Genomic DNA, 25,373 nt, shown 5'->3' with positions numbered 1-25,373 from the left:
GCGGGCGTCCCGGTCGCGGGTACTCCACTCGCGGGTACTCCACTCGCCGGCGTCCCGGTCGCGGGTACTCCATTCGCGGGCGTCCCGCTTGTCGGCGTCCCGGTTGTCGGCGTCCCGCCCCCGGGCACCTCGCTCCCGGGCATCTCAGACCACCGCCGCGACACGGGCTGCGACCGGTTCCGTCACGGGCTGTGACTGCTCCTCGGGCGGGCCCGCCTGGATCGGACCGACCTTGATCGGATGCAGCTGGTCCGGGCGCGGCCGGAGCACGTGTTCCGGGAGCGCATGTTCCGGGCGCTCGCGTTCCGGGAACGGACGTTCCTGGAACGGACGTTCCGGCAGCGGGCGCACCGCGCCGTGCTCGTCGGGCAGCCAGAGCCGGGCAGTCAGGCCGCGCACCGCCGAGCCGCGGCCCTCGGCCACCACCTCGACCTGTCGGCCGGTGAGCTGCCCGTGGCCGTCGCCCAGCCCGAACCAGCGTCCGGACCGCACCCCCAGCCGCAGCGCCGCGCCCGGCCACGGACCGGCCACCAGGAGAACGCAGCCGCTGCGCCGCAGCACCGCCGCCAGCCGGGCGGCCAGCTTCGGCGGCACCGGGCCGTCCGGGCGCAGCATGACCAGTTCGACCGCGCCGGCCAGCACGGACACCACCTCGGCCCAGTGCGGCCCCGGGTCGTCCGCGACCAGCAGTCGGCGCAGGTCCAGCCCGTACCCCTCGGCGGCGGCCAGCCCGAGGTCCGGCAGCCCGACCGCCGCGGCCCAGCCGCCCTCGGTCTCCCGCACCCCGGCGGCGAGCGCCAGCAGCAGTCCGGTGTCCCCGCCCGCCACGGACACCGCCGTCCCGCGGCGCAGTCCGCCGTCCGGCAGCACCTCCCGCAGCGCGGACGGCACCGGCAGCAGGCCCCGGGCCTCCGCCCGTCCTTCGCCCGGCTCCCCCGGCAGGGCAGCCGGGAGCGCCACCGGTCGGAGCGTGGGGCGTGCGGGCTGCTCGACGGTGGATTCGAAAACAGATTCGAAAACGGGCACAGCTCCAGGATCGAACATCTGTTCGCAAAGATTCAAGTCCGACTCGGCAGCCCCACCCGTCACTCTCCGTGCAGGTCGGGGCGGGTGCCGCCGCCGGACGGGCGAAAGCGCTCGGCCGACCGGGCTACCGACAAACCTTTTTTCCTTGACAAATTTTTTTGTCGGCTGGAAGCTGGAGGAGTGCTGGACGTCGCTGTGATCGAAGAACCCGCCGCGGCCGAGGCGTCCCTGGACCCGATCCGGGCCCGGATCCTCGCCGCCCTGGCCGAACCCGGTTCGGCCGCCATGCTGGCCGCCCGCCTGGGCCTGCCCCGGCAGAAGGTCAACTACCACCTGAAGGAACTGGAGCGGCACCGACTCGTCGAACTCGCCGAGGAACGACGCAAGGGCAACGTCACCGAACGGGTGTACCGCGCCACCGCGGCCTCCTACGTGATCTCCCCCAGCGTCCTGGCTGCCGTCAGCCCGGACCCCACCCGCTCCCCCGACCAGCTCTCCGCCAACTGGCTGCTGGCCCTGGGCTCCCGACTGGTGCAGGAGGTCGGGACCCTGCTGACCGGCGCCGCCCGGGCCCGGCGGCGGGTCGCCACCTTCGGCATCGACGCCCAGGTGCGGTTCGCCTCCGCCGCCGACCGGACGGCGTTCGCCGAGGAACTCGCCCAGGCCGTGGCGACCCTCGTCAGCCGCTACCACGACGAGTCCGCCCCCGGGGGCCGCAGCCACCGGGTGGTCGTCGGACTCCACCAGATCCCCGCGACGGCCCGGCCCGGAGCCGAAGCACCGCAGGCCGGGACACCTCAGGCCGAACCCGGAAGCGGAGCCGGGGCCGCGGCCGAAGCACCGCAGGCCGGAGCCGAACCGAACCAGGAGAACCCGCGATGACCCACCCGTTCGAGATCGAGCTGACGACCTCCCTGCCGGCGAGCCCCGAGCAGGTCTGGGAGGCGATCGCCACCGGACCGGGGATCGACTCCTGGTTCATGGGCCGCAACGAACTGGACCCGCGCGAGGGCGGCACCGCCGCCATGGAGACCGGAGGCCACCGCGCGGAAGCGGTGATCACCGCCTACGAGCCCGGCAAGCGCCTGGCCACCCGCACGGCCACCGCCGAGGACGGCCGCTTCATGGCCTTCGAGTACCTGATCGAGGGGCGGGACGGCGGCGCCACCGTGCTCCGCGTCGTCCACAGCGGCCTGCTCGGCGACGACTGGCAGGACGAGTACGACGCGCTGCGCCGCGGCTGGCCCTTCCACCTCCACACGCTCCGCGAGTACCTCACCCACTTCACCGGGCGCACCGCCGTCCCCGTCTTCGCCGCGGCACCGTCCGCCGGGCGGCCGGACCCCGAGCTCCGCACGGCCCTCGCCGACGCCCTGTCGCTGTCCCTCCCGGTCACCGTGGGCGCACGGGCCCACGCCGAACCGGCCGGCCTGCCGCCGCTGGACGGCGAGGTGGTCTGGGCCGACGACGAACGCCTGGGGATCCGCACCGCCGACGGGCTCTACACCTTCCACCACGGCCAGGGGCTGGCGCTGATGTTCCACCACCTCTTCGGCCCCGCGACGGACGGCGCCGAAGCCGCCTGGCAGCGGTGGCTGACCGGCCTCCTCGTCTGACCGCCCACAGGCTGCCCGCCTGCGCACCCGCCCGACGTAGGCCCGATCGCCCGCCCGATCGCTCACCCGATGACCGGAAACCTCCGAGAACGAGGAACAGAGGAACCACCGATGCGCACCCTGATCAGCACCGCCTTCATCTCGCTCGACGGCGTCGTCGACTCCCCCGGCGGGGAGCCCGGCTACCGGAACTCCGGCTGGACCTTCAAGGACGTCGAATTCCTCCCCGAGGCGTTCGAGATCAAGGGCCGGGAGCAGGAGGAGGCCACCGCGATGCTGCTGGGCCGGGTCAGCTACCAGGCCTTCAGCCCGGTCTGGCCGGACATGGCGGACTTCGCCCGCTACAAGTCCCTCCCCAAGTACGTCGTCTCCACCACCCTCACCGACGAGGACCTGGTGTCGAACTGGGGCGAGACCACCATCCTGCGCTCGCTCGACGAGGTCGCCGCCCTGAAGGAGACCGAGGGCGGCCCGATCATCGTCCACGGCAGCGCCGCCCTGAACCGGGCACTCTCGGACGCCGGCCTGATCGACCGCTACCACCTGCTCGTCTACCCCCTGCTGCTCGGCGCGGGCAAGCGCCTGTTCAGCGGTACGGACAAGGACGCCCAGAAGCTGAAGCTGGTCGAGCACGAGGTCTACGGCAACGGCCTGCAGAAGCAGGTCTTCGACGTGGTCCGCTGACGGACCCTCCCCCGCAGTGGAATTGACGATTCGCCACTTCCACTGCGGGGGGCGCCGGATGAACACCTCGGTGCCCGGCCGCCGTTCCGAGAACAGGCCTGCCGGAGAGGCCCGCACGAGCAGCTCTCGGAGGTCCGTCTCGAAGGCCGGACGGCGGTCGGTGAAGAGGTGCGGGGCCGAGGAGGAGAACGGGAAGACGCCCGCGACCGTGTCGTCGACCGTACGCTCCGGCGGCTGCCCGCCCGGGACGACGATCCGCTGCGGACCGGTGAAGCCCGCCCCGGCTCCGTGCCCGGCCTCAGGTCCGATACGTGTACCAGCGCGCGGCCGGGGCGCAGCATCCGACGAACGGTCGCCGCCACCGGGTTGCGGGTCCGTCCGACGGAAGGACCGGCCGAGCGTGGCCACCGTGAAGGTGCCCAGCCCCGGGGGCAGTTCCTCGGCCCGGCGGCAGTTCCTCGGCCCGGGCCCGCACCCAGGTGACCCCGGACTGCCCGGCGCCCGCCCACCGCGCCTCGGCGATCATCCCGGCGTCCGGCTCCGCCCCCACCGCCTCGCCGAACAGGTGCGCCGGCCCCAGCGCCGGCGTCCCCGGCCCGCACCCCAGGTCGAGCAGCCGCCCCCGCCCGGCCGGCCCCAGTGCCCCGGCCGGGCGCCTCCGCCAGGCCGGGCGCGCACGGGAACGTGCCGCGCGCGTAGTGGGCGGCACGCTCCGGCAAACAGCGTCTCGTCCCGGGTCCGGCTGTCGGCCGGGTCCGTCCCTTCGTGACGGTCACCGGGTCAACGGCCTTGATCATGACACGGGTTGGCGATCGTCCTGCGCCGGAAAACGATGGACGGAATTCCTGCGATCAGCAGACTGGTCCCATGACCGTGACGGATGACAAGACCGACCTCCGGGTGTACCTCCAGGACGCCCGCGACGCGCTGCTCTGGAAGCTCGACGGCCTGTCCGAGTACGACGTGCGCCGCCCGCTCACCCCCACCGGGACCAACCTGCTGGGTCTGGTGAAGCACCTCACCGGGGCCGAGGCGATGTACTTCGGCGACACCTTCGGCCGGCCCTTCCCGGAGCCGACCCCGCTGTGGTTCACCGGCGACACCGAACCGAACGGCGACCTGTGGGCGCGGGCCGACGAGAGCACCGAGGAGATCGTCGGGCGCTACCGGCGGGCCTGCGCACACTCCGACGCCACCATCGAGGCCCTGCCGCTGGACGCGACCGGCCGGCTGCCGTTCGGCGACCGCCCCGAGCAGACCCTGCACCGGGTCCTCGTCCACATGATCGCCGAGAGTCACCGCCACGTCGGCCACGCCGACCTGGTCCGCGAACTCGTCGACGGCACCGTCGGCCAGCGACCCGACGGCGCCAACACCGCCGAGGGCGACGCGGACTGGTGGCGGGCCCACCACGACCGCGTGGAGCGGGCGGCCCGGAAGGCCGGCGGGCTCGCCTGACAGTGAGGATGTGACGTGGTGATGTTGCCGGTGGGTTTGACCCTCCGCCTGACTGACGTCTTGTCCACCCGCCCGACCGGCGTGTGCCGCCCTCCGGACGGCCGGACGGCCCGACCGACTGATGAACGGACGGCCGGATCACCGGATGGCCCGATGAACGGACGGCCGCCGTAGGGTGTCCGGCATGACCGTCACGGAACAGGGTGCGCGAATGGCCGTCCGGTGCGGGGACTGCGGGGGCACCGCCGTCCGCAGCGTCGGACAGTTCCTGGTGCACGGGCGGGAGTTGTGGTGGGACGCCGAGCGTTCCTGCCCGCACTGCGACGCCTACCTGTGCGAGCACTCGGGCCCGGAGGCGATCCCGGCCGACGTCCGCGATGCGTTGCTGACCGCCCACGGACCGGCCCGGCTCCGACTCGCCGGGCCGCTGACCGACCCGGTCGCGGCACTGCGGGCGCTCCGCGAGGGCACGTCGGCCCCGCTGCAGGAGGCGCGTGCGCTCCTCGCCGAGCTGCGGGACTTCGGGCTGAGCGGGACGGCCGCCGAAATGGCGTACTGGAAGGCACTGCTGGCCGGACGGGGAGTCGCGGCGGAGGTCGCGGACGGCTTCGGCCGGGCGTACCGGTACGTGGGACCGCCCGAGCTGCGCGGGGCCGGGGGTCCCGGCGGTCAACCGGTGCGGACGGCCGACGAGTTCACGGCCTGGGTGGCCGCGCGGACGGCGGAGGAGCTGGCGGAGCCCTTCACCTTCGTGGTCGACCTGGGCGGTGCGCTGCGGCTCGCCCCGCGCCGCAGCGAGCACGTCGCCTGCGCGGGTGGGGACGTGGTGCTGAGCGCCGGGGAGATCGGGTTCCGCCGGTCGGCCGGGGACCGGGCGGACGGCGGAGGCCGGGAGGTCCCCGGGGGCTGGGAGGTCGGGACGGTCAGCAACCACTCCACGGGCTACTGCCCCGACACCGCCTCCTGGCCCGCCGTGACCGCCGCCCTCACCCGCATCGGCCTGCCGCACCCGGACGCCTTCACGTACGCGGCGGTCTTCCGCCGCTGCCCCCGGTGCGCCGGGTGCAACCTCGTCCGCGAGGAGCACTACGCCTGCGCCCTCTGCGACGCGGACCTGCCCGAGCGCTGGAACGTGGACCCGGCGGACCTCGGGGCGTAGGGGGGCCTGGCCCCGAGGGCATGACGGCGCAGGGGTGCGGAGGCGGGAGTCTCCGGCGGGCCGGACCGCCCGACCGTCCGTGGCGGAACCGCCCCGTCACCGCACCCCCGGCCCGCCCCCACCCCCGAAACCTCCGTGGCGATGTCGGGCCGGGCCGCTAGGGTCTGGGGGTCAGGGCCGGGGAAGGGTGGGGCACGTGGGGTGTGAGCAGGTGGCAGGTCTGCCCGGCGGGGTGGTGCACGCGGGAAGCCGGGAGTTCCTGGCACGGGAGAGCCTGCCGGCCGCCGGGGCGTTCCTGGACTTCGGCGCGCTCGCGACCGGAGTGCTGCGGCCGCTCCCCGCCGACGGGGAACGGCTCTTCGTCCTCGGGGAGACGGACTACTGCACGCCCTTCGCCGCCGTCGGCAACCTGGTGCTGCTCGACGGGACGACCGGCGAGGTGCTCCTCGACAACGGCGGCCCGCGACGGGACCTGCTCGCCTCCGACCTGCCCGCGCTGGCCGGCCTGGTGCGGGAGGTCGAGGCGGTCGCCGAGGCCGCCCGACGTCCGGAGGCCCTGGACGGGCAGCGCGGCCCGGCCGTCGTCGCCGAGGTGGTGGCGCGGGCCGAACGGCTGATGCGGGAGGCCGACCCGGGCCTGTTCTCCGACGACTCCGCGCCGCCCGCGCACTGGAGCACCGCACTGCTGGTGCACGCGCTGGGCTGGGGTGCGCTGCCCGGCGGCCCGGACGGGCCCGCGTACGAGGTCGGCCCCGAGCTCGTGGCGGAACTCGCCGCGCTGACGGACGAGGACGACGGCCCCGGACAGGTGCACCGCTTCCGGCCCGAGCACCTGCCCGCCGCCCTGGTGCACGAGCCGACCCGACGCCTGCTGACCGAGGTCGGACTGCCGCTGGGCGGAGCGATCTTCGGAGTGTGCGAGGAACCGCTGGTCACCATGGGCGAGGCGTACCCCGAGTACTTCGACGGCGAGGAGGAGCGCCCGTACCAGCGGGACTTCATCGCCCTCGGGGACTGGCCGACCGACCTCACGATCGCCCTGGACGGCGCCACCGGCCGACTGGAACTGCCCGACTGGTACGACGACGGCCAGCCCGAGGCCTACCTGAACCGCGACCTGTCCGCCCTGCTCTACGCGCTCTGGACGTACGAGCGGCTGCGCGCCGAATGGGAGCGCTGGGACCACGGCCGGAGCCACGACACCTGGGCGGTGTTCGACCCGCAGTCGCTGCTGAGCACGGTGGTGGACCGGCTGGTGGAAGCCGTCGACCCGGAAGCCTTCGCCTCGCCCGGCTGCTCCTGGCGGCTGCTCGCCGAGGACGGGCACATGGGCGGCATGCTGGGGTGACGCCGCCGTCCGCCGGTGCCGTCGCCCTCTCCCTCGCCTCGGCCGGCGTGCTGTACGGCCTGCTGTACGTCCGGTCGCTGGACTGCGCCGAGCACTGCGAGCACGGCCGGGCGGCGGGCGGCTGACGGCGGGCGGCTGACGGCTGACGGCTGACGGCTCCTGGAGACGGGCGCGTCCTGGCTGCCGCCCGATGCCTGGTGCCGGTTCGAGCGCCGGAGCCTGTCCGCCACCCCGTTCTGGGCGCCGGTGCTGTTCTAGGACCTGCTGACGGTGGTGGCGTGGGCGGCGACCGGCCCGGTCCGGCTGGTCCGGCCGCGCCCGTACCCGGGGCTGGGGTGGCGGCAACCGGGGCCCGGACCGGGCTGACCCGGGCTGTTCCCGGCTGGTCGGTCTGTTCGGACTGGTCAGGCTGGTCGGACTGACCCGGATCGGCCCGAGCCGGTCGGCGGTGCGGCGGGGAGCACGGCGGGAGGGCACCCGGAGTGCTGCGGACCGGCCGTAGGGTGGGGCGGGTCGATCACTCGGAAGGACACCTGCGGGATGCACGGCGATACAGGGGACCTCTACCGCACGTTCGCGGAGCAGGAGGCCCGCGGCAACTCCGCGACCTACCGGGAACTGGCCGAACGCGTCGCCGAGGACGGGCGGTTGTGCGCGTTGCTGGACGGACTGCCCGCCGCCAAGCGGCAACCGAACCTGCTGTTCGGCGCGGTGCGCCACCTGGGCGGGCCGGTGGCGGAGGGCTGGCCGGCCTTCCGTGACTGGGTGACGGCCCACTGGGACGAGACCTCGGCCACGATGCTGGAGCGCCGCACGCAGACCAACGAGGCGGGCCGCTGCGCCACCCTGCTGCCGCTGCTGGCGACGCTGCCGCAGCCGCTCGCCCTGATCGAGGTCGGCGCCTCGGCCGGGCTCTGCCTCTACCCCGACCGCTACCGCTACCGCTACCTGCCCGCGGACGGCGCGGGTGACCCGGTGGCCGAGTTCGGCGCAGCGGCGAGCCCGGTGGCGCTGGACTGCGCCGTCAGCGGGCCGGTGCCGCTGCCCGCCTCCCTGCGGGAGCGGCTGCCGGAGGTGGTGTGGCGGGCCGGCATCGACCTCAACCCGTTGGACGTCCGGGCCGAGGAGGACGTGCGCTGGCTGGAGTCGCTGGTCTGGCCGGAGCAGACCCACCGGCTGGACCGGCTGCGCGGCGCCGTCCGGGTCGCTCGGGCCGAACCTCCGCTGCTGGTGCGCGGCGATCTCAACGCGACGGTACGGGAGTTGGTGGCCCGGGTACCGGTGGGGGCCACACCGGTGGTGTTCCACAGCGCCGTCCTCGCGTACCTGCCCCCGGAGGCACGGGAGGAGTTCGCGGCGACCGTCCACGAGCTGCCCGGGCACTGGATCTCCAACGAGGCGGTCTCCGTCCTGCCCGCCGTCGCCCGGCGCCTCCCCCGCCCGGCCCCGGCCGGATCCGGGCTGTTCGCGCTGGCCCTGGACGGGCGCCCGGTGGCCTTCACCGGGCCGCACGGGCAGTCCCTGGACTGGTTCGACGACGCCCCGGCGGCCGGGTCGGGACGGACCTCGGACACAAGGGCTTGAAGTTGCCGCAACGGCAGCTCGTACCGTCGTGACCAGGGCCGGAGGAACCGGCCCCGGTACGACGACCGTGGGGAATCGGAAGCGAGGGGAGGCGGCCATGGCCTGGCCGATCGCAGAGGTGGCCCGGCTGTCCGGGGTGACCGCCAGGACACTGCGGCACTACGACGAGATCGGACTGCTGCCGCCGGCCCGGATCGGCTCCAACGGCCACCGCTACTACGAGGAACGGCAGTTGCTGCAGCTGCAGCAGATCCTCGTCCTGCGGGCGCTGGGCGTGGGGCTGACCGAGATCGCCCGGATCCTGGGCGATCAGGTGGACGAGCTGGACGCCCTGCGGGGCCACCACCGGAGGCTGGTCACCGAACGCGACCGGCTGGATGCCCTGGCCGCCACCGTTTCCCGCACGATCGTCGACCTGGAACACTCCCGGAAGGACGGCACACCCATGACCATCAACCGCCCCGAGAACCTGTTCGAGGGCATCCGGCCCGACGACGTCGACGCGAGCCTGCGCGACTTCCCCGAGCACGCCGAGGCGGCCCGGCACGCGACCGCCGCGATGAGCCCGGAGGAGATCGAGGCCGGGCAGCGCGAGCGGACCGCGCGCATGATCCGCCTGGCCGAGCTGATGGCGGCCGGCCACCCGGCCGACGCCGAGCCCGTGCAGAGCATGACCGCCGAGGAGTACGGGCTGCTCGGCACGATCCGGTCCGTCCCGGCGGAGGAGTACCTCGCCATCGCGCGGTCCTGCACCGAGAACGAGCAGTGGAGCACCGCGTACGAGGCCATCGCCCCGGGCCTGGCCGCGTACCAGCGGAGCGCCATGGAGGCGTACGCGGCAGCGCGGCTGCTCTGAGCCGGGCGGTCCCGAGCCGGACTGTCCTGGCCTCGGCTGTCCCGAGTTCGGCTGTCCCGAACTCGGCTGTTCCGAGTTCGGCTGCTCCGGGACGGGCTGCTCCTGGGTGCGGCTGCCCCTGCGGTAGCTGCGCCCGGACGGGCCGCTCCCGCAGGGGGCGGTCCTGCGGGAGCGGGCCGCCGCCGAGCGCTCTCCTGCCGTCACTCCGTCCGTAGCGCCGTGACCGTCCGGGTCCGGGCCGCCCAGGTGGCGGGGAGCGCTGCGCCGAGCAGGGCCAGCACCAGCCCACCGAGTATCAGCGGCCCCACCACCGACGGGTCGAAGACCCCGAGGTCCTCGCCGGGCACGCCGATCCCGGCGGCGCGGGCCATCGCCGGCATCACCTGGTGGTGCACCAGGATCCCGATCGGCACCCCGATCAGGCCGGCCACCAGCCCGCTCCCGCAGACCGAGGTGAGCACCATGCCGACGGTCTGCCGGGGCGACATCCCGAGCGCCTTGAGCACGCCGAGGTCGTGTACCCGCTCCCGGGTGTCCAGCAGCACTGTGTTGAGCACCCCGAGCCCCGCGACCACGGAGAGCAGCAGCGTGAGCGTGCCCGCCAGGGTGTTCATCGCCAGCACCACGATGCTGATGTGCTGCTCGCCCGGCTCGGCGCCCAATCCCATCGGCCGGACCACGTCGTCGAGCGCGTCGGCGTACGCCTTCGCGTCGGTGCCGGGGGTGAGGTCGATGTGGAAGGAGATCGCCTCGGTGGCGACGGCGCCGCCGATCGGGGCCAGCGCGGCCCGGTCCAGGAATACGGAGTCCCCGGTGGTCAGAACCTCGCCGGTGATCTTCGCCGGGGTGGTGCGCCCGTGGTCGGTGAGGGTCACGGTGTCGCCGGCCTTCGCCTGGTTGGCGCGGAGGTAGGCCGCTCCGACCACGACCTCGCCGGGTCCGTGGAACCAGCGGCCGGTGACCAGCTGGTAGCCGTTCCACGAGGCGTCGCCGCTGAACGCGACCACGTCCGAGCGCCCGGTGTTCCCGGCCAGGGCCACCGGCGACGGGACGGTGCTGTACCAGGCCCTGGTCCCCGGGCGGGCGCCGATCGCCCGCGCCACGGCCGCCTCGTCCACCTGGTCGACGGGCTCCGTGGTGCCCTCGATCGGGGTCCGGACCACGACCTTGTCGGCGCGCCCGGCCTCCAGACCGTCCTGGACCAGGCCGAGCGAGAGCGTCAGGCCGACGCAGAGCGTGACTCCGGCCGTGCCGAGCACCACCGCAGCCCCCGTCGTCACCGAACGGCCAGGCCGGTGGAACGGGCCCGCCAGCCCGAGGCTCAGCGAGCGCGGCACCGGCAGTCGGCCGATCCCGTTCCGGATCCCCGTCAGGAGGCCCGCCGTCCCGGCCCGGCCCGCACCGCCCCGGGCGGCGGCCCGTTCGACGCCCGGCGCCGTCCGGCCGACCGCGAGCGCCTCCACCGTGCGCAGCCGTCCGGCCCGCAGGGCCGGCACCAGCGCGGTGCCCGTCACGGCGGCCAGGGCCGCCGCCGCGACCGTGAGGTCCACCCAGAGCGGGATGCCGAGCAGACCGCCGCGCAGGGCCTTGTGGGCCATGCCGAGGACGGGCACGGAGAGCAGGTTGCCGCCGAGCACGCCGAGTGCCGTGCCCGCTCCGGCAGGGATCAGCGCCTGGCCGACGTAGGCGCGCGTCACCTGGGCCGGCGTGAAGCCCAGGGCCTTCAGAACACCGATCCGCCGGGTGGCGGCGGTGACCGCGCCACTGACCACGACGCCGATGATCAGCACCGACAGGGCGAGGCCGAGCACCCCGAAGGCCGTGACGAACGGGACGAAGGTCGAGGCCGTCCGGTCCGCCTCCGCCTGGGCGGGTCGGTAGGAGGTCGCCCTGGTGAGTGCGCCGGGCGGCACCGCGGCAGCGATCGCGGCGTGGTCGGCCTCCACTTCGGCGTCGGTACCGGCGCGGGCGAAGCGGTAGAGGTACTGGGCGGCGGGCGTCGTGCCGGGCGCCGTCAGCCCGGCGACCTGCTCGGGGGCGACCCAGCCGTCCGCGCTCCAGGAGACGGAGGCGGCGAGGCCGACGACCTTGAGCGTCGGCTGCCCCGGCAGGTCCGGGAACCGCATGCTGTCGCCGACGGCCAGCGGGGAGTGGCCGTCGAGGAACACCACCTCGCCGGGGCCCGCGACCCAGCGGCCCGTGGTGATCCGCAGGCCGTCCATCGGGCCGTCCTGGGCCCGGCCGACCAGTGTCATCGGCGGGAGCGGGCTGCCCGGCGGCGGGATCCTGGTGTCCTCTCCCGTCCGCGCCCGGACGGTGACCGCCGGGTAGGGACCGGCCGAGGCCGTCACGCCGGGCGCGTGGGCGGCCGCGGCGAGCTGGGCGGGGCTCGCCCCGGCCGGGTCGTACAGCACGTTGAGGTGTGCGCCGTGCTGGTCGGCGAAGGACCGCTGGTACGGGCCACGGGCGGCGACCAGCAGCCCGATCGCGAGGATGCACGCCGTCACGGACATCATCGTGGTGAGCACCATGACCAGGGTCTGCACCCGCTTGCGGCCCACCCCGGCCCGGACCACCTTGCCGAGGGCGCTCATCCGCCCACCCCGTTCCGCTCCTGCGCGGCGTTCGCCCGCCCGCACCCGTTCCCCGTCAGCCCGCTCCACCGCGCTCCCCGCCCCCGGATCACCGCGCGCCCCCGGGAGCGGGCACGGCCGCGGTGTCCCGGACCAGCCGGCCGTCGAGCAGCTCGATCGTCCGGTCCGCGCAGGCCTCGGCGAGCGCGGTGTCATGGGTGACCAGCAGGATCGTCTGGCCCTCGGCGTTGAGCCCGCGCAGCAGGTCGCGGACGTCGGCGGCCGAGGCGGTGTCCAGCGCCCCGGTGGGCTCGTCGGCCAGCAGCAACGGCGGGCGGTTCATCAACGCCCGCGCCACCGCGACCCGTTGGCGCTCACCGCCGGAGAGCCGGCCGGGGAAGGCCCTGGCGTGCCGGGCCACCCCCAGCCGCTCCAGCAGCTCGCCGGCCCGGGCGCGGGCCTGCTCCTTCCGCATCCCGGCGAGCTGGGCCGGGAGCAGGACGTTGTCCTCGACGTTCAGGTCGTCCAGCAGGTTGAAGAACTGGAACACCATGCCGATCCGGCGCCGCCGGTACTCGGCCAGCGCGGCCTCGCCGAGCCGGTGGACGGCCACGCCGTCCACCTCCACCGCTCCCTCGCTCGGGCGGTCGAGGCCCGCGATCAGGTTCAGCAGGGTGGACTTGCCGCTGCCCGAGCGGCCGACCACGGCCAGCGCCTCGCCGGCCCGTACCTCCAAGTCGAGGCCGGCCAGGGCGGGGCGGGCGGAGGCGGATCGGTCGTACGTCCTGCTGACGCCGCGGATCCGGATGATCGGCGCGTTCACGGGCCCTCCACGGTTCGGGGTCCGGCACCGGAGGGACCCGGGCCGGCTGACGGGACATGACGCTACGAATCGGCACGGGGGTGCGGACAGCCGCCTGGACGGCCTCTGCGGGGTGTATCCAGATACACCCCGAAGTAGGTGTCCAGGCCTAGAGCGCCGACCGCGGCGGCCGGGCAGACTGACTCACCGAAAGATCGGCACCGGGCCCTCGGGGGCTTCGGGGCCAAGGGCTTCGGAGCCCCCGGACGGGGACTCCGGGACGGCGAGGGGGCGCATCATGAGGCCGGACGCGAGCACCGGAACGGGGACGGGCGGCGCGGGAGCAGGGGCGGGTGCGACGGGGGCGACCGGCCGGGCCGCCCGGCAGATGGGCCAGGCCCTCGTGGACGGCGTGCGTGCCTGGTACGCCGTGACGCTGGCCGTGACGGGCCTGGTCTCGCTGCTGGCCGGGCCGGTCCTGCTGGCCGCCGCGCTGTTCGGCCCGGACGAGTCCCGGCCGTTCGGGCCGGGCGGCCCGCTGATCCTGACGGTGCCGTTGGGGCCGGTCGCCCTCTGGGCACTCTGCTGGGCCACCGGGGGCGGTGGCCGAGCCGTCGGGGCCGCCCTGTTCGCGCCGGGCGCGATCGCGGTGATGGCGACGCACCTCTACGGCGGAGCCGCACCGGGCGGCCGCTCCGTCTCGCTCTGGCTGGCGCCCTCCCTGCTGGTCCTCGCCCTGTTCGGCGCGCGCTGGACCGCGACGGAGAGCAGGCGGGTGGTCGGGAAGTGGAGCGGCCGGCCGGTCCCGGTGCCGTACCGCCGACCGCCCGGCGCCACCGGCCCCTGGCAGCGGCTCCGGGCCGGCGGCTGGCTGACCGACCCGGCGACCTGGCGGGACCTCGCCTGGGTGCTGCTCACCGGCTGCACGGTGCTCCTCACCGCCGCGGTCATCGTGCTGACCCCGGTCGCCCTGCAGGTCTTCGGCCGGAACGGGCCGTTCGTCGCGCTCGGCGTGATCTACGGGATGGGCCTGACCGTCGCCCCGGTGGCCGCGCTGTGGGCCGCCCCGCCGGTCCTGCGGATCCACGAGTGGACCGCCCGGGCCCTGCTCGGCCCCTCCCGCCGAGCCGAACTCGCCCACCAGGTCAGCCACCTGGCCCGGACACGGGCGGACACCATCGACGCCGGGGCCGCCGAACTGCGCCGGATCGAGCGGGACCTGCACGACGGGGCGCAGGCCCGGCTGGTGGCCCTGGGCATGCTGCTGACCGTGGCCGAGCAGCTGAAGGACGACCCGGACGCCCTGGGCCCGCTGCTGGCGGAGGCCCGGACGTCCTCGGTGAAGGCACTGGGAGAGCTGCGGGACCTGGTCCGCGGCATCCACCCCCCGGTGCTCGCCGACCGCGGACTGGCCGACGCGGTGCAGGCGACGGCACTGGACCTGCCACTGCCGGTCACCTTCACCGGCGCCCTGCCGGGCCGGGTACCCGCCCCGGTGGAGTCGGCCGCCTACTTCGCGGTCACCGAGTTGCTGGCCAACGTGGTGAAGCACGCGGGCGCCTCGCACGTGTGGATCGAAATAGGGCACAGTGGCGGGCTGTTGCGGATATCGGTGACCGACGACGGGCGCGGCGGCGCCGACCCGTCCCGGGGCACCGGCCTCAGCGGAACCGAACGCCGACTGGCCGCCTTCGACGGGGTGCTCGCGATCAGCAGCCCGTCCGGTGGTCCGACCATCGTGAACCTGGAGATCCCGTGCGCGTTGTCATCGCCGAAGACCTCTTCCTCCTCCGGGACGGCCTGACCCGGCTGCTGGAGGCCAACGGCATGGAGGTCACCGCGGCGGTCGAGAACGGCGACCAACTGCTCGCCGCGGTGGACGCCGACCGGCCCGACATCGCCGTGGTCGACGTCCGGCTGCCGCCGGGCTTCACCGACGAGGGGCTGCGGGCCGCGCTGGCCGCCCGTCAGGCGCACCCGGGCCTGCCCGTCCTGGTGTTGTCGCAGTTCGTGGAGCAGCTGTACGCGCGCGAGCTGCTGGCCGGCAGCACCGGCGGGATCGGCTACCTGCTCAAGGACCGGGTGATGGACGGCGCCCAGTTCATCGACTCCGTCCGGCGGGTCGCCCAGGGCGGTACCGCGATGGATCCGGAGGTGATCACCCGGCTGCTCACCCACAACTCCTCGGCCGGCCCGGTCTCCACCCTCTCCCCCCGCGAGCGGCAGGTGCTGGGCCTGATGGCGGAGGGCCGTTCCAACGCCGCCATCGCCCAGCAGCTGGTGATCACCGAACGGGCAGTCGCCAAGCACACCGCGTCGATCTTCGTCCGGCTCGACCTCCAGCCCTCCGACGACGACAACCGCCGGGTCCTGGCGGTCCTGGCCTACCTCAACAACGCCTGAAAGGGGCCGCCGACCGCCGTACGCGAATGATCGAACGCTCCGTGACTGAACGACCACCGACAAGTGATGAGTGGCCCTCCGCTGCAGGGGGCTCGCCCGCCGCCGAACCGGTCATTTAGGCTGGTGAGGTGCTCATCCTTGTTCGCCGCCGTCACGTGGACCTGCTCCGCGTGACCACCATGTCCTGTCGACGCTCCGGCTGAACCTCTCACCACCCACCCTCAACGGCGGCCCCACCCGGCCGCCCCCGCCTCCCGGCACCCGGAGCACCCGCCGCACCAGGCCCTGCTCAGGCGCCCCCGGTCGACCACCGGGCCCGGCCGGGACGAGACCCAGCGGATGTCACACATGACGCAGCAGCACACCCCCATATCCGAAACCGGCTCCGGTTCCACCCCCGCGGACGCCCTCCCGGTGATCGACCTCTCGCTCGCCGACGGCAGTGCGGAAGACCGCCGCCGCCTGCACGACGAACTCCGCGCCGCGGCCACCGGCGTCGGCTTCTTCCAGCTCGTCGGCCACGGTGTCACCCCGGAGGAGACGGCCGCGCTCACCCGGGCCATGCGCGCCTTCTTCACCCTCCCCGAAGCCGACCGGCTCGCCGTGAGCAACCTCAACTCCCCCCACTACCGGGGCTACACCCGCACCGGCGACGAACGAACCGGCGGCAGCCAGGACTGGCGCGACCAGCTGGACATCGGTGCCGAGCTGCCCGCGCACGTCCCCGGCGCCGGCGAGCCCCCGTACTGGTGGCTGGAGGGCCCCAACCAGTGGCCTGCGGCGCTCCCCGAACTGCGCACCGCCGCACTCGGCTGGATCGACCACCTCGGCGGGGTCGCCCGCCGGCTGCTGCATGAACTCCTCACCGCGATCGGTGCCCGCCCCGACTTCTACGACGAGGCCTTCGCGGGCCACCCCCACCTGCGCCTCAAGCTGGTCCGCTACCCCGGAACCGCCCCGGACGGCGCCGGCCAGGGCGTCGGCGCCCACAAGGACTACGGCTTCATCACCCTGCTGCTCCAGGACACCGTGGGCGGACTCCAGGTCGAGCGCCAGGACGGCAGCTTCCTGGACGTGCCGCCGATGGAGGGCGCGTTCGTCGTCAACCTCGGCGAACTGCTGGAGGTCGCCACGGACGGCTACCTCAAGGCCACCAGCCACCGGGTCGTCAGCCCGGCCGGCGCCCGCGAGCGCTTCTCCGTCCCGTTCTTCTACAACCCGCGCCTCGACGCCCACATCGCGCCGCTGGACTTCCCGCTCGCCCACCACGCCCCCGGCGCCACCGAGGACCCCGACAACCCCCTCTTCGCCGACTTCGGCCTCAACGAGTGGAAGGGCTACACCCGGGCCCACCCCGAAGTCACCCGCCGCCACCACGCCGCCCTCGCCTGACCCTCCCCGACAGCGCGCCGCCGCGGGGGTGGCCCGGCTCACCCCCCGGGGTGATCCGGGTCGCCCGCGGGTGATCCGGCTTCGGCCTCAACGAGTGGAGGGGCTGCACCCGGGCCCACCGCCCACCGCACGCGGCAGCCCCGAAGGACCGGAGGCCCCGACCGGCCGGGGAGCCCAGGGGACCCGTGGAAACACGGGAGACCCCGGGAGATTCCGGGCGGCCCCACGCGACGCCCCCGACCCGAGCCGGACCTCCGGCGGAAGGGCGGGGGCGTCGGCGTGACCCCGTCCTGCGGAACCGGCACCCCGCCCGCGTCGGCGTCACGGTGTTCCGCCCGACCGCACGCCGGCCCCCGTCCACCGCCGCGCCCGACCCACAGCCCGCCGCCTACCGCCCACCACCCGCCGCGCCCGACCCACAGCTCGCCGCCTACTGCCCACCACCCGCCGCGCCCACCCGCGGCCGACCACGCACGGCCCGCCACCCGCCGCCGGTGGACCGGCACGGGCCGCACTGTCACACTGCTGCTGTCACAGCAGGAGTGTGCCAGCGCGGGAGGCAGCAGATGGGGGAGCACGGCGCCGTAGCGGGCGAGGTGCGGCTGACGGTGGACGAGTTGGCGGCGCGGGCCGGGGTGACGGTGCGGACGGTGCGGTTCTACGGGACGAAGGGGCTGCTGCCGCCGCCGGAACTGGGGCCGCGGCGGGTGGGGTTGTACGGCGCGGCGCACCTGGACCGGCTGGGGCTGATCGAGGAGTTGCAGCGGCAGGGGCTGACGCTGGCGGCGATCGAGCGTTACCTGGCGCGGCTGCCGGAGGACAGCACTCCGCTGGACCTGGCGATCCACCGGGCGCTGGTGGCGTCCTGGACGCCGGAGGCCGTCGAGGAGCTGGGCCGGGCCCAGTTGGAACGGCGCACCGGGCGGGGGCTGTCGGAGGAGCAGGTCGGACGGCTCGCGGCGATGGGGGCGCTGGAGCGGACCGACGACCCGGAGGTGTTCCGGGTGGATCCGGGCCTGCTGCCGCTGGGCGTGCGGATCCTGGACGTGCCGATCCCGTTGGAGACGCTACTGACCGCCCGGGCGGTGGTGCTGGAGCACAGCCGGGCGACGGCACGGGAGTTGCAGCGGCTGTTCCGGGAGACGGTGTGGAAGCCGTTCCGGGAGAGCGAGCCGGCCCCGGACGAGCTGGCCCGGATGAAGGCGTTGACGGACCACATCCAGCCGATGGTGGCGCAGGCCCTGGTCACGGCGTTCCAGCGCTCGCTCCGGGAGGAACTCGGCGAGGAACTGACCGTGGTGCTGCCCGCCGAACCGACCGGGCCACCGGCCGGACACGAGCCCGGACACGAGCCCGGACAACCGGCCGGATACGAGCCCGGACACGAGCCCGGACAGCCGACCGGACAGGCGCCCGGACAACCGGCCGGGCAGGAATCCGACGGGCCGGCCGGGGAACCCCGCCGGGCGTGAGGCCCCGGGGTCGGGCGGCACCGTGCGGAACACGGCACCGCCCGACCCCGGGCGGCACCCGGGTCAGTCCGTGAACGTCCGCCCCTCGGCCGCGATCCGCTCCAGCAGCGCCGGCGGCGCGAACCGCTCGCCGTACGCGGCGGCGAGTTCGCGGGCGCGGGCCGCGAAGCCGGCCGGGCCGCCCTCGTACCCGTTGATGTACTGGAAGACGCCGCCGGTCCAGGCGGGGAAGCCGATGCCGAGGATCGAGCCGACGTTGGCGTCGGCGACCGAGGTCAGCACGCCCTCCTCCAGGCAGCGCACCGAGTCCAGCGCCTCGCTGAACAGCATCCGCTCCTTGAGGTCCTCGAAGGGCACCTCGGCGGCGTCCGCACCGGAAGCGGTGAAGTGCTCCAGCAGTCCCGGCCAGAGCCGCCCGCGCCGGCCGTCCTCGCCGTACTCGTAGAAGCCGGCGCCGCCGCTGCGGCCCGGGCGGCCGAAATCGTCGACCATCCGGTCGACCACTGCGTCGGCCGGGTGCGGCGTCCAGGTGCCGCCGCCGCCCTCGACCGAGCGCCGGTACTCGTCGCGGATCTTGCGCGGGAGGGTGAGGGTGAGCTCGTCCATCAGGGAGAGCACCTTGGCGGGGTAGCCGGCCTGGGCGGCGGCCTGCTCGACGGAGGCGGGGTGGATGCCCTCGCCGACCATGGCGACGCCCTCGTTGAGGAACTGGCCGATGACCCGCGAGGTGAAGAAGCCTCGGGAGTCGTTGACGACGATCGGGGTCCGGTCGATCTGCCGGACCAGGTCGAAGGCGCGGGCGAGGGCCTCGTCGCCGGTCTGCGGGCCGCGGATGATCTCCACCAGCCGCATCTTGTCGACCGGAGAGAAGAAGTGCAGGCCGATGAAGTCGCCGGTGCGCCGGACGCCTTCGGCGAGCACGCCGATCGGCAGCGTGGAGGTGTTGGAGCAGAGCAGCGCGTCGGGGGCGACGACGCCCTCGACCTCCTGGAACACCTTGTGCTTGAGCTCGGTGTTCTCGAAGACCGCCTCGATCACCGCGTCGCAGCCGGCCAGGTCGGCGGCGTCGCCGGTGGGGGTGATCCGGGCGAGCAGTTCGTCGCGCTTGGCCTCGGTGGAGCGGCCGCGTGCGACGGCCTTGTTCAGCAGCCCCTCGGAGTAGGCCTTCCCGCGCTCGGCGGCCTCGGTGCTCACGTCCTTGAGGACGACCTCGATGCCGGCCTTGGCGCAGGCGTAGGCGATGCCCGCGCCCATCATCCCGGCGCCGAGCACGGCGACCTTGCGGACCGTCCGGCGCTCGATGTCCTTGGGGCGCCCGGCACCGGAGTTGACCGCCTGCATGTCGAAGAACAGCGCCTGGATCATGTTCTTGCTGGTCTGGCCGCAGGCGAGCTCGGTGAAGTAGCGGGCCTCGATCACCATCGCGGTGTCGACGTCCACCTGGGCGCTCTCGACCGCGGCGGCCAGGATGTTGCGCGGGGCCGGGTAGGGCGCGCCGTTCAGCTGCTTGCGCAGGTTGGCGGGGAAGGCGGGCAGGTTGGCGGCGAAGGCCGGGGTGGTCGGGGTGCCGCCGGGGATCTTGTGGCCCTTGACGTCCCAGGGCTGGACGGCGGTCGGGTTGGCCTCGATCCAGGCGCGCGCACGGGTGGTCAACTCCTCGGTGCTGTCGACCAGTTCGTGCACCAGGCCGTGCTCCAGCGCCTGCGCCGGGCGGTACTGGCGGCCCTGCAGCAGGTACTTCAGCAGGGCGTCGGTGATGCCGAACAGCCGCACGGTGCGGACCACTCCGCCGCCGCCCGGCAGCAGGCCGAGGGTGACCTCGGGCAGGCCGATCCGGCTCGCCGGGGTGTTCAGCGCGATGCGGTGGTGGCAGGCGAGGGCGAGCTCCAGGCCGCCGCCGAGCGCGCTGCCGTTGACGGCGGCGACGACCGGCTTGCCGAGGGTCTCCAGCGTGCGCAGCGAGCGCTTGATCCGCATCGACTTCTCGAAGACGGCTTCGGCGTCCTCGGGGCGGGCCGCGGAGAGCATCCGCAGGTCCCCGCCGGCGAAGAAGGTCTTCTTGGCGGAGGTGATCACCACTCCGCGCAGCGCGTCCCCGAGTCCGGCCAGCCGGCCGACGACGGTCTCGAAGTCGGCGGTGAAGGCCTCGTTCATGGTGTTGACGGACTGGGTGGGGTCGTCGAGGACGAGGGTGACCACGCCGTCCTGGTCCTGCTCCCAGCGGATGGTGGTGGTGTCGCTCATGGGTTCACGGTCTCCAGGTCTGCAAAGCGAGGTGCCACGCGAGGGGTCTCCCGGACGGGGTCCGGGGGAACGTGCCCCGGGAAGGGTGGCGGCGGGCGACGGGTGGGCTCAGACGCGCTCGACGATGGTGGCGATGCCCATGCCGCCGCCCACGCAGAGGGTGATCAGGCCGTAGCGCAGGTCGCGCCGTTCCAGTTCGTCGACGACGGTGCCGAGCAGCATCGCGCCGGTGGCGCCGAGCGGGTGGCCGAGGGCGATCGCGCCGCCGTTGACGTTCACCTGGTCGGGACGGAAGCCGAGTTCGCGGATGAACCGGAGCGCGACGGCGGCGAAGGCCTCGTTGATCTCGACCAGGTCGATGTCGGCGGCGGTCAGACCGGCCTTGGCGAGCGCCTTGCGGGTCGCCGGGGCGGGGCCGGTGAGCATGATGGTCGGCTCGGAGCCGGAGACGGCGGCGGAGACGATCCGGGCGCGCGGACGCAGCCCGTACCGCTCGCCGACCTCGCGGTTGCCGATGGCGACGAGGGCGGCGCCGTCCACGATGCCGGAGGAGTTGCCCGCGTGGTGGACGTGGTCGATGGCCTCCACCCAGTGGTACTTCTGCAGGGCGACGGCGTCGAAGCCGCCGGCCTCGCCGATCTGGGCGAAGGAGGGCTTGAGGCCGGCCAGGGTCTCGACGGTGGTGCCGGGGCGGATGAACTCGTCGCGCTCCAGCACGACCAGGCCGTTGCGGTCGCGCACCGGGACCACCGAGCGGTCGAACAGGCCGTCGGCCTGGGCCTTGGCGGCGCGGGCCTGGGACTCGGCGGCGAAGGCGTCCACGTCGGTGCGGGAGAGGCCCTCGATGGTGGCGATCAGGTCGGCGCCGATGCCCTGCGGGACGAAGTTGGTCTCGTAGGCGGTCATCGGGTCGGCGAACCAGGCGCCGCCGTCGGAGGCCATCTTGACCCGGGACATCGACTCCACGCCGCCGGCCAGGACCAGGTCCTCCCAGCCCGAACGGACCTTGGCCGCGGCCAGGTTGACGGCCTCCAGGCCGGAGGCGCAGAAGCGGTTCTCCTGGACCCCGGCGACGGTGTCGGGCAGGCCGGCCGCGACGGCGGCGATCCGGGCGATGTCGGAGCCCTGGTCCCCGACCGGGCTGACCACGCCCAGCACGATGTCGTCGATCGCGGCCGGGTCCAGCTCGGGGAACCGGCGGCGCAGTTCGTGGATCAGGCCGACGACCAGGTCGATCGGCTTGGTGGCGTGCAGCGAGCCGGTGGCCTTGCCCCGGCCGCGCGGGGTGCGGATCGCGTCGTAGACGTACGCTTCGGTGGTCACGATGGGAATGCCTTTCGGGGCTTCGGACTTCAGGGCTTCAGAGCTGTCAGAGCTTCGGGGCCGGGGCTTCGGGGCCCGGGGACTTCGGGGCTTCGGGGTTCCGGTGCCGGGCCAGGCCCGGGAGGGGTTCGCCGGAGGGGTCAGCCGAGGATGGAACGGCCCACGATCTCCTTCATGATCTCGGTGGTGCCGCCGTAGATGGTCTGGATGCGGCCGTCGGTGAACGCCCGGGCGACCGGGAACTCGGTCATGTACCCGTAGCCGCCGTGCAGTTGGAGGCAGCGGTCGGCGGTGCGCTTCTGCAGCTCGGTGGCCCACCACTTGGCCATCGAGGCGTCGGCCGGAGTGAGCGCGTAGCGGTTGTGCTCGGTGATGCAGCGGTCGACGAAGGTCCGGGTGACGGCGCATTCGGTGGCCAGTTCGGCGATCTCGAAGCGGACGTGCTGCAACGTGGCCAGCGGCCGGCCGAACGCCTCGCGCTGCTTGACGTAGTCGGTGGTGATCTCGACCAGGTACTCGGCGCCGGCGATCGCCGAGGCCGCAATGGTGAGCCGCTCCTGGGCGAGGTTCTGCATCAGGTGGACGAAGCCGCCGTCGAGTTCGCCGAGCAGGTTCTCCTTCGGCACCCGGACGTCCTCGAAGAACAGCTCGGCGGTGTCCTGGGCCTTCTGGCCGATCTTGTCGAGGTTGCGGCCGCGCTCGAAGCCGGGCGTGCCGCGCTCGACGGCCAGCAGGCTCAGACCGTGCGCGCCGCCCTCGGGGGTGGTCCGGGCGACCACGACGACCAGGTCGGCGAGGATGCCGTTGGAGATGAAGGTCTTGGCGCCGTTGAGCAGGAAGTGGTCACCCCGGTCGACCGCCTGGGTGCGGATGCCCTGCAGGTCGGAGCCGGTGCCGGGCTCGGTCATCGCGATCGCGGTGATCAGCTCGCCGGAGCAGAAGCCGGGCAGCCAGCGGCGCTTCTGCTCCTCGGTGGCGAGCGAGGTGAGGTAGGGGCCGATGATGTCGTTGTGCAGGCCGATCGCCAGCCCGGAGGCGCCGGCCCGGGCGAACTCCTCGGCCAGCACGGCGGCGTAGCGGAAGTCCGGGGTGCCGCCACCGCCGTACTCCTCGGGGACGGCGATGCCGAGGAGGCCCTGGCGTCCGGCCGCGAGCCAGACGGAGCGGTCGACGATCCCGGCCTTCTCCCAGCGGTCGTAGTGCGGCAGCACCTCCTTGGCGAGGAAGGCCCGCACGGTGGCCCGGAAGTCGTCGTGCTGCTCGGTGAAGATCTCGCGCTGCAACGCTACTCTCCTTGCTCTGCCGCGGTGTCGACCGCAGCGGCCTCGTCCGGCTCGGAGCGGCCCGCCCCGGAACGGTCAGTCCCGAAGCGGCCCGCGCCGGAGCCGTCAGTCCCGGAGCGGTCGGTCCCGGAACCGTCCGCCGTCGGATCGCCCGCCGCGGCGCCGAGGCCCGGGACGCCCCAGTCCCGGGCCACCTCTACGGTGTCCGCCCCCGGCCGGGCCGGCGGGCGGCGCAGCGCGCCGGGGGTGGCGGAGAAGCGCGGGGCGGGGGCGGGCTGGGTGACGCCGTCCGCCTCGACGTACGTCCCGCGCGCCGCCAGGTGGCCGTCGACCGCAGCTTGACGCATCGTCAACACCGCTTCGACGCAGGCGTCGGAGCCTTCGAAGACCGCCTCCCACTCACTCCTGGTCCGGGTGGCGAAGCGGGCCGCGATCCGGGCCCGCAGCTCCGGCCAACGGGCGGGGTCGTACTGGCCGGGCGCGTCGGGGCCGAGCTCCAGCAGTCGGGCGAACTCGGCGTAGAAGCGCGGCTCCAGCGCGCCGACGGCCAGGTGTCCGCCGTCGGCGGCCCGGTAGACCGCGTAGAACGGTGCACCGCCGTCCAGCAGGTTGACGCCCCGGCGGTCCTGCCAGTGGCCGGCCGCGAGCAGCCCCCAGAGCATGCTGCCGAGGTGTGCCGCACCGTCCACGATCGCGGCGTCCACCACCTGGCCCGCGCCGGTGGCCCGGGCATGGTGCAGTCCGGCGAGCAGGCCGACGACCAGGTAGAGCGAGCCGCCCGCGTAGTCGCCCAGCAGGTTGGCCGGGATCCCGGGCGCCTGGTCGGCGCCGCCCGGCGCCGCCGCGACCATCCCCAGCACCCCGGCGACCGCCGCGTACCCGAGGTCGTGCCCGGCCGTCGCGGCCCGGGGCCCGTCCTGTCCCCATCCGGTCATCCGGCCGTACACCAGTGCCGGGTTGCGCGCCAGGCACGCCTGCGGGCCGACGCCGAGCCGCTCCGCGACACCGGGCCGGTAGCCCTCGATCAGCAGGTCGGCCCGCTCGACGAGGTCCAGCACCAGCCCCGGCCCGCCGGGCGACTTCAGGTCGACCAGCACGGAGCGCTTGTTGCGGTTGCTGAGGTCGTACGCCGGGTCCGTCCCGAGCGGCGAGGGCTCCGGCCGGTCCACCCGCACCACGTCCGCCCCGAGGTCCCCGAGCAGCATCGCGGCGAACGGGCCCGGCCCGATACCCGCGAGTTCCACCACCCGCACGCCCGCCAGCGGTCCGCCCGCCGGCGGTCCGCCCGCGGACGGGGCCGGGCCGCCCGGGCCCGCTGGACTGCTTGTGTCACGCACTGGCCGCAGAACCCTTCGGGGTTTGACAGTAAAGCTGTAACACTCGGGATGATAGGCAAGCGACCCGCCGGTAACAAGACCTCCGCGCCGCTCCGCCGCGAGCCGGTCCGGCCGCCGGTCCGCACAGCCGGGAATATCGACGGGCACCTGCACATGTAATGGCCTATCCTGCGAGGCATCCATTACGAATCACGACGGGGGAATCGTCATGAGCACCGCCCAGCACACCACCCGCACGGTCGTCGCCGTCTCCGAGCGGCTGGTGCTCACACAGCCGCAGCAGGGGGACGCCGAGGCCATGTTCGCCGTGCACGGGGATCCGGAGACCAACCGGTACAACCCGCACGGGCCGCAGCGGGACCTCGCGGCCGCCCAGGAGGCGCTGGACGGCTTCGTGGCCGACTGGGTGCGGGACGGGATCGGGTACTGCGCCGTGGCCAGGCGCGAGGAGCCGGAGGTGATCATCGGCTTCGCCGGGCTGTACCTGCACACCCTGGACGGGGAGCGGGTGTTCAACCTCTACTACCGGTTCCGGCCGTCCGCCTGGGGCCAGGGGTACGCGGCGGAGGCGGCCCGCGCGGCGATGGCGCAGGGGCGCCCGCGGTTCCCCGGGATCCCGGTGGTCGCCCTGATCTGGGCCGACAACCTGCCCTCCCGCCGGCTCGCCGAACGGCTCGGGCTGGTGGCCGACCCGGACGGGCGGGTCGACGAGGAGGACCGACTGATCCACCGGATGGCCTGAGCCGCGAATCCCCCGCCGGGGGGAGGGGGATCCCGCCCAGGGCTGAGGACCGGGGCCCGGGCGGGACGCGA

The 25,373-nt window shown here is 74.2% G+C and carries 21 protein-coding genes and 1 pseudogene; 14 read left to right on the top strand and 8 right to left on the bottom strand.

The window, feature by feature from the left end; all coding sequences use genetic code 11:
- Positions 1-144: 144 nt before the first annotated feature.
- Positions 145-960: a hypothetical protein gene (locus ACFV0O_RS31960; RefSeq protein WP_380347260.1), complete on the bottom strand. Its 816-nt coding sequence runs from the start codon at positions 958-960 to the stop codon at positions 145-147.
- 246 nt (positions 961-1,206) lie between these two features.
- On the opposite strand from ACFV0O_RS31960, the gene ACFV0O_RS31955 reads away from it, so the two are divergent.
- From ACFV0O_RS31955 to ACFV0O_RS31945, 3 genes are all read left to right on the top strand, one after another.
- Positions 1,207-1,908 carry an ArsR/SmtB family transcription factor gene (locus ACFV0O_RS31955; protein WP_380347259.1) on the top strand — a complete coding sequence of 234 codons (702 nt, stop codon included), beginning with the start codon at positions 1,207-1,209 and terminating at the stop codon, positions 1,906-1,908.
- The gene (locus tag ACFV0O_RS31950; RefSeq protein ID WP_380347258.1) at positions 1,905-2,642 is read left to right on the top strand and encodes an SRPBCC domain-containing protein; all 738 of its coding nucleotides are present in this window, start codon (positions 1,905-1,907) and stop codon (positions 2,640-2,642) included. Before ACFV0O_RS31955 ends, ACFV0O_RS31950 begins: the two co-directional genes overlap by 4 nt.
- Before the next feature lie 111 nt (positions 2,643-2,753).
- The gene (locus tag ACFV0O_RS31945) at positions 2,754-3,326 is read left to right on the top strand and encodes a dihydrofolate reductase family protein (protein ID WP_380347257.1); all 573 of its coding nucleotides are present in this window, start codon (positions 2,754-2,756) and stop codon (positions 3,324-3,326) included.
- 298 nt (positions 3,327-3,624) lie between these two features.
- Here the strand turns inward: ACFV0O_RS31945 and ACFV0O_RS31940 are convergent, their stop codons facing one another.
- Positions 3,625-4,035, bottom strand: a complete 411-nt coding sequence (locus ACFV0O_RS31940) for a class I SAM-dependent methyltransferase (RefSeq protein ID WP_380347256.1) — start codon at positions 4,033-4,035, stop codon at positions 3,625-3,627.
- Between the two features lie 158 nt (positions 4,036-4,193).
- Between ACFV0O_RS31940 and ACFV0O_RS31935 the strand changes: the two genes are divergently transcribed.
- From ACFV0O_RS31935 to ACFV0O_RS31910, 6 genes are all read left to right on the top strand, one after another.
- Positions 4,194-4,784, top strand: a complete 591-nt coding sequence (locus ACFV0O_RS31935) for a DinB family protein (RefSeq protein ID WP_380347255.1) — start codon at positions 4,194-4,196, stop codon at positions 4,782-4,784.
- 184 nt (positions 4,785-4,968) lie between these two features.
- Positions 4,969-5,943: a hypothetical protein gene (locus tag ACFV0O_RS31930; RefSeq protein WP_380347254.1), complete on the top strand. Its 975-nt coding sequence runs from the start codon at positions 4,969-4,971 to the stop codon at positions 5,941-5,943.
- A 211-nt stretch (positions 5,944-6,154) separates the two neighbouring features.
- Complete coding sequence (locus ACFV0O_RS31925; RefSeq protein WP_380347253.1) at positions 6,155-7,291, top strand: SUKH-4 family immunity protein; 1,137 nt, start codon at positions 6,155-6,157, stop codon at positions 7,289-7,291.
- Positions 7,288-7,416, top strand: a complete 129-nt coding sequence (locus tag ACFV0O_RS31920; RefSeq protein WP_380347252.1) for a hypothetical protein — start codon at positions 7,288-7,290, stop codon at positions 7,414-7,416. Before ACFV0O_RS31925 ends, ACFV0O_RS31920 begins: the two co-directional genes overlap by 4 nt.
- A 415-nt stretch (positions 7,417-7,831) precedes the next feature.
- On the top strand, positions 7,832-8,875 hold the full coding sequence (locus tag ACFV0O_RS31915) for a DUF2332 domain-containing protein (RefSeq protein WP_380347251.1): 1,044 nt from the start codon (positions 7,832-7,834) through the stop codon (positions 8,873-8,875).
- Positions 8,876-8,972: 97 nt separating this feature from the next.
- Complete coding sequence (locus ACFV0O_RS31910) at positions 8,973-9,731, top strand: MerR family transcriptional regulator (RefSeq protein ID WP_380347250.1); 759 nt, start codon at positions 8,973-8,975, stop codon at positions 9,729-9,731.
- 200 nt (positions 9,732-9,931) lie between these two features.
- Here ACFV0O_RS31910 and ACFV0O_RS31905 read toward each other — a convergent pair whose 3' ends face one another.
- Positions 9,932-12,325, bottom strand: coding sequence for an FtsX-like permease family protein (locus ACFV0O_RS31905; protein ID WP_380347249.1), 2,394 nt, complete (start codon positions 12,323-12,325; stop codon positions 9,932-9,934).
- An 88-nt stretch (positions 12,326-12,413) separates the two neighbouring features.
- Positions 12,414-13,127 carry an ABC transporter ATP-binding protein gene (locus tag ACFV0O_RS31900; RefSeq protein WP_380347248.1) on the bottom strand — a complete coding sequence of 238 codons (714 nt, stop codon included), beginning with the start codon at positions 13,125-13,127 and terminating at the stop codon, positions 12,414-12,416.
- A gap of 277 nt (positions 13,128-13,404) precedes the next feature.
- On the opposite strand from ACFV0O_RS31900, the gene ACFV0O_RS31895 reads away from it, so the two are divergent.
- The 4 genes and pseudogenes from ACFV0O_RS31895 to ACFV0O_RS31880 all read left to right on the top strand — a co-directional run.
- On the top strand, positions 13,405-14,910 hold the full coding sequence (locus tag ACFV0O_RS31895; RefSeq protein WP_380347247.1) for a sensor histidine kinase: 1,506 nt from the start codon (positions 13,405-13,407) through the stop codon (positions 14,908-14,910).
- Positions 14,862-15,509 (top strand): response regulator transcription factor, encoded by a 648-nt coding sequence (locus ACFV0O_RS31890; protein ID WP_360259802.1) that lies wholly within the window; start codon positions 14,862-14,864, stop codon positions 15,507-15,509. Before ACFV0O_RS31895 ends, ACFV0O_RS31890 begins: the two co-directional genes overlap by 49 nt.
- A gap of 348 nt (positions 15,510-15,857) precedes the next feature.
- A complete protein-coding gene (locus ACFV0O_RS31885) occupies positions 15,858-16,901 on the top strand; it encodes a 2-oxoglutarate and iron-dependent oxygenase domain-containing protein (RefSeq protein WP_360259804.1) in 1,044 nt (347 codons plus the stop codon).
- A 566-nt stretch (positions 16,902-17,467) separates the two neighbouring features.
- Positions 17,468-18,187, top strand: a pseudogene (locus ACFV0O_RS31880) (MerR family transcriptional regulator); the annotation flags it as partial.
- 249 nt (positions 18,188-18,436) lie between these two features.
- Here ACFV0O_RS31880 and ACFV0O_RS31875 read toward each other — a convergent pair.
- The 4 genes from ACFV0O_RS31875 to ACFV0O_RS31860 all read right to left on the bottom strand — a co-directional run bounded on the left by ACFV0O_RS31875 (position 18,437) and on the right by ACFV0O_RS31860 (position 24,476).
- Positions 18,437-20,617 (bottom strand): 3-hydroxyacyl-CoA dehydrogenase NAD-binding domain-containing protein, encoded by a 2,181-nt coding sequence (locus tag ACFV0O_RS31875; protein WP_380347246.1) that lies wholly within the window; start codon positions 20,615-20,617, stop codon positions 18,437-18,439.
- 108 nt (positions 20,618-20,725) lie between these two features.
- Entirely contained in the window at positions 20,726-21,940 is a 1,215-nt protein-coding gene (locus ACFV0O_RS31870) for an acetyl-CoA C-acetyltransferase (protein ID WP_380347245.1), read from the bottom strand.
- Positions 21,941-22,080: 140 nt separating this feature from the next.
- Positions 22,081-23,223, bottom strand: a complete 1,143-nt coding sequence (locus ACFV0O_RS31865) for an acyl-CoA dehydrogenase family protein (RefSeq protein ID WP_380347244.1) — start codon at positions 23,221-23,223, stop codon at positions 22,081-22,083.
- Between the two features lie 2 nt (positions 23,224-23,225).
- Positions 23,226-24,476, bottom strand: coding sequence for a CaiB/BaiF CoA transferase family protein (locus tag ACFV0O_RS31860; RefSeq protein WP_380347243.1), 1,251 nt, complete (start codon positions 24,474-24,476; stop codon positions 23,226-23,228).
- A gap of 292 nt (positions 24,477-24,768) precedes the next feature.
- Here ACFV0O_RS31860 and ACFV0O_RS31855 point away from each other — a divergent pair, with 292 nt between their 5' ends.
- A complete protein-coding gene (locus tag ACFV0O_RS31855) occupies positions 24,769-25,302 on the top strand; it encodes a GNAT family N-acetyltransferase (protein WP_380347242.1) in 534 nt (177 codons plus the stop codon).
- Positions 25,303-25,373: the final 71 nt, after the last annotated feature.

Source organism: Kitasatospora sp. NPDC059577 (assembly GCF_042735475.1).
Taxonomy (GTDB): Bacteria; Actinomycetota; Actinomycetes; order Streptomycetales; family Streptomycetaceae; genus Kitasatospora.
This window is presented reverse-complemented; position numbering and strand designations above follow the sequence as displayed.

Coding starts and splice junctions, on each gene's coding strand:
- ACFV0O_RS31915 (WP_380347251.1), top strand. CDS start 7,832: ATGCACGGCGATACAGGGGACCTCTACCGCACGTTCGCGGAGCAGGAG.
- ACFV0O_RS31945 (WP_380347257.1), top strand. CDS start 2,754: ATGCGCACCCTGATCAGCACCGCCTTCATCTCGCTCGACGGCGTCGTC.
- ACFV0O_RS31895 (WP_380347247.1), top strand. CDS start 13,405: ATGAGGCCGGACGCGAGCACCGGAACGGGGACGGGCGGCGCGGGAGCA.
- ACFV0O_RS31875 (WP_380347246.1), bottom strand. CDS start 20,617: ATGAGCGACACCACCACCATCCGCTGGGAGCAGGACCAGGACGGCGTG.
- ACFV0O_RS31930 (WP_380347254.1), top strand. CDS start 4,969: ATGACCGTCACGGAACAGGGTGCGCGAATGGCCGTCCGGTGCGGGGAC.
- ACFV0O_RS31950 (WP_380347258.1), top strand. CDS start 1,905: ATGACCCACCCGTTCGAGATCGAGCTGACGACCTCCCTGCCGGCGAGC.
- ACFV0O_RS31855 (WP_380347242.1), top strand. CDS start 24,769: ATGAGCACCGCCCAGCACACCACCCGCACGGTCGTCGCCGTCTCCGAG.
- ACFV0O_RS31905 (WP_380347249.1), bottom strand. CDS start 12,325: ATGAGCGCCCTCGGCAAGGTGGTCCGGGCCGGGGTGGGCCGCAAGCGG.
- ACFV0O_RS31910 (WP_380347250.1), top strand. CDS start 8,973: ATGGCCTGGCCGATCGCAGAGGTGGCCCGGCTGTCCGGGGTGACCGCC.
- ACFV0O_RS31935 (WP_380347255.1), top strand. CDS start 4,194: ATGACCGTGACGGATGACAAGACCGACCTCCGGGTGTACCTCCAGGAC.
- ACFV0O_RS31885 (WP_360259804.1), top strand. CDS start 15,858: ATGACGCAGCAGCACACCCCCATATCCGAAACCGGCTCCGGTTCCACC.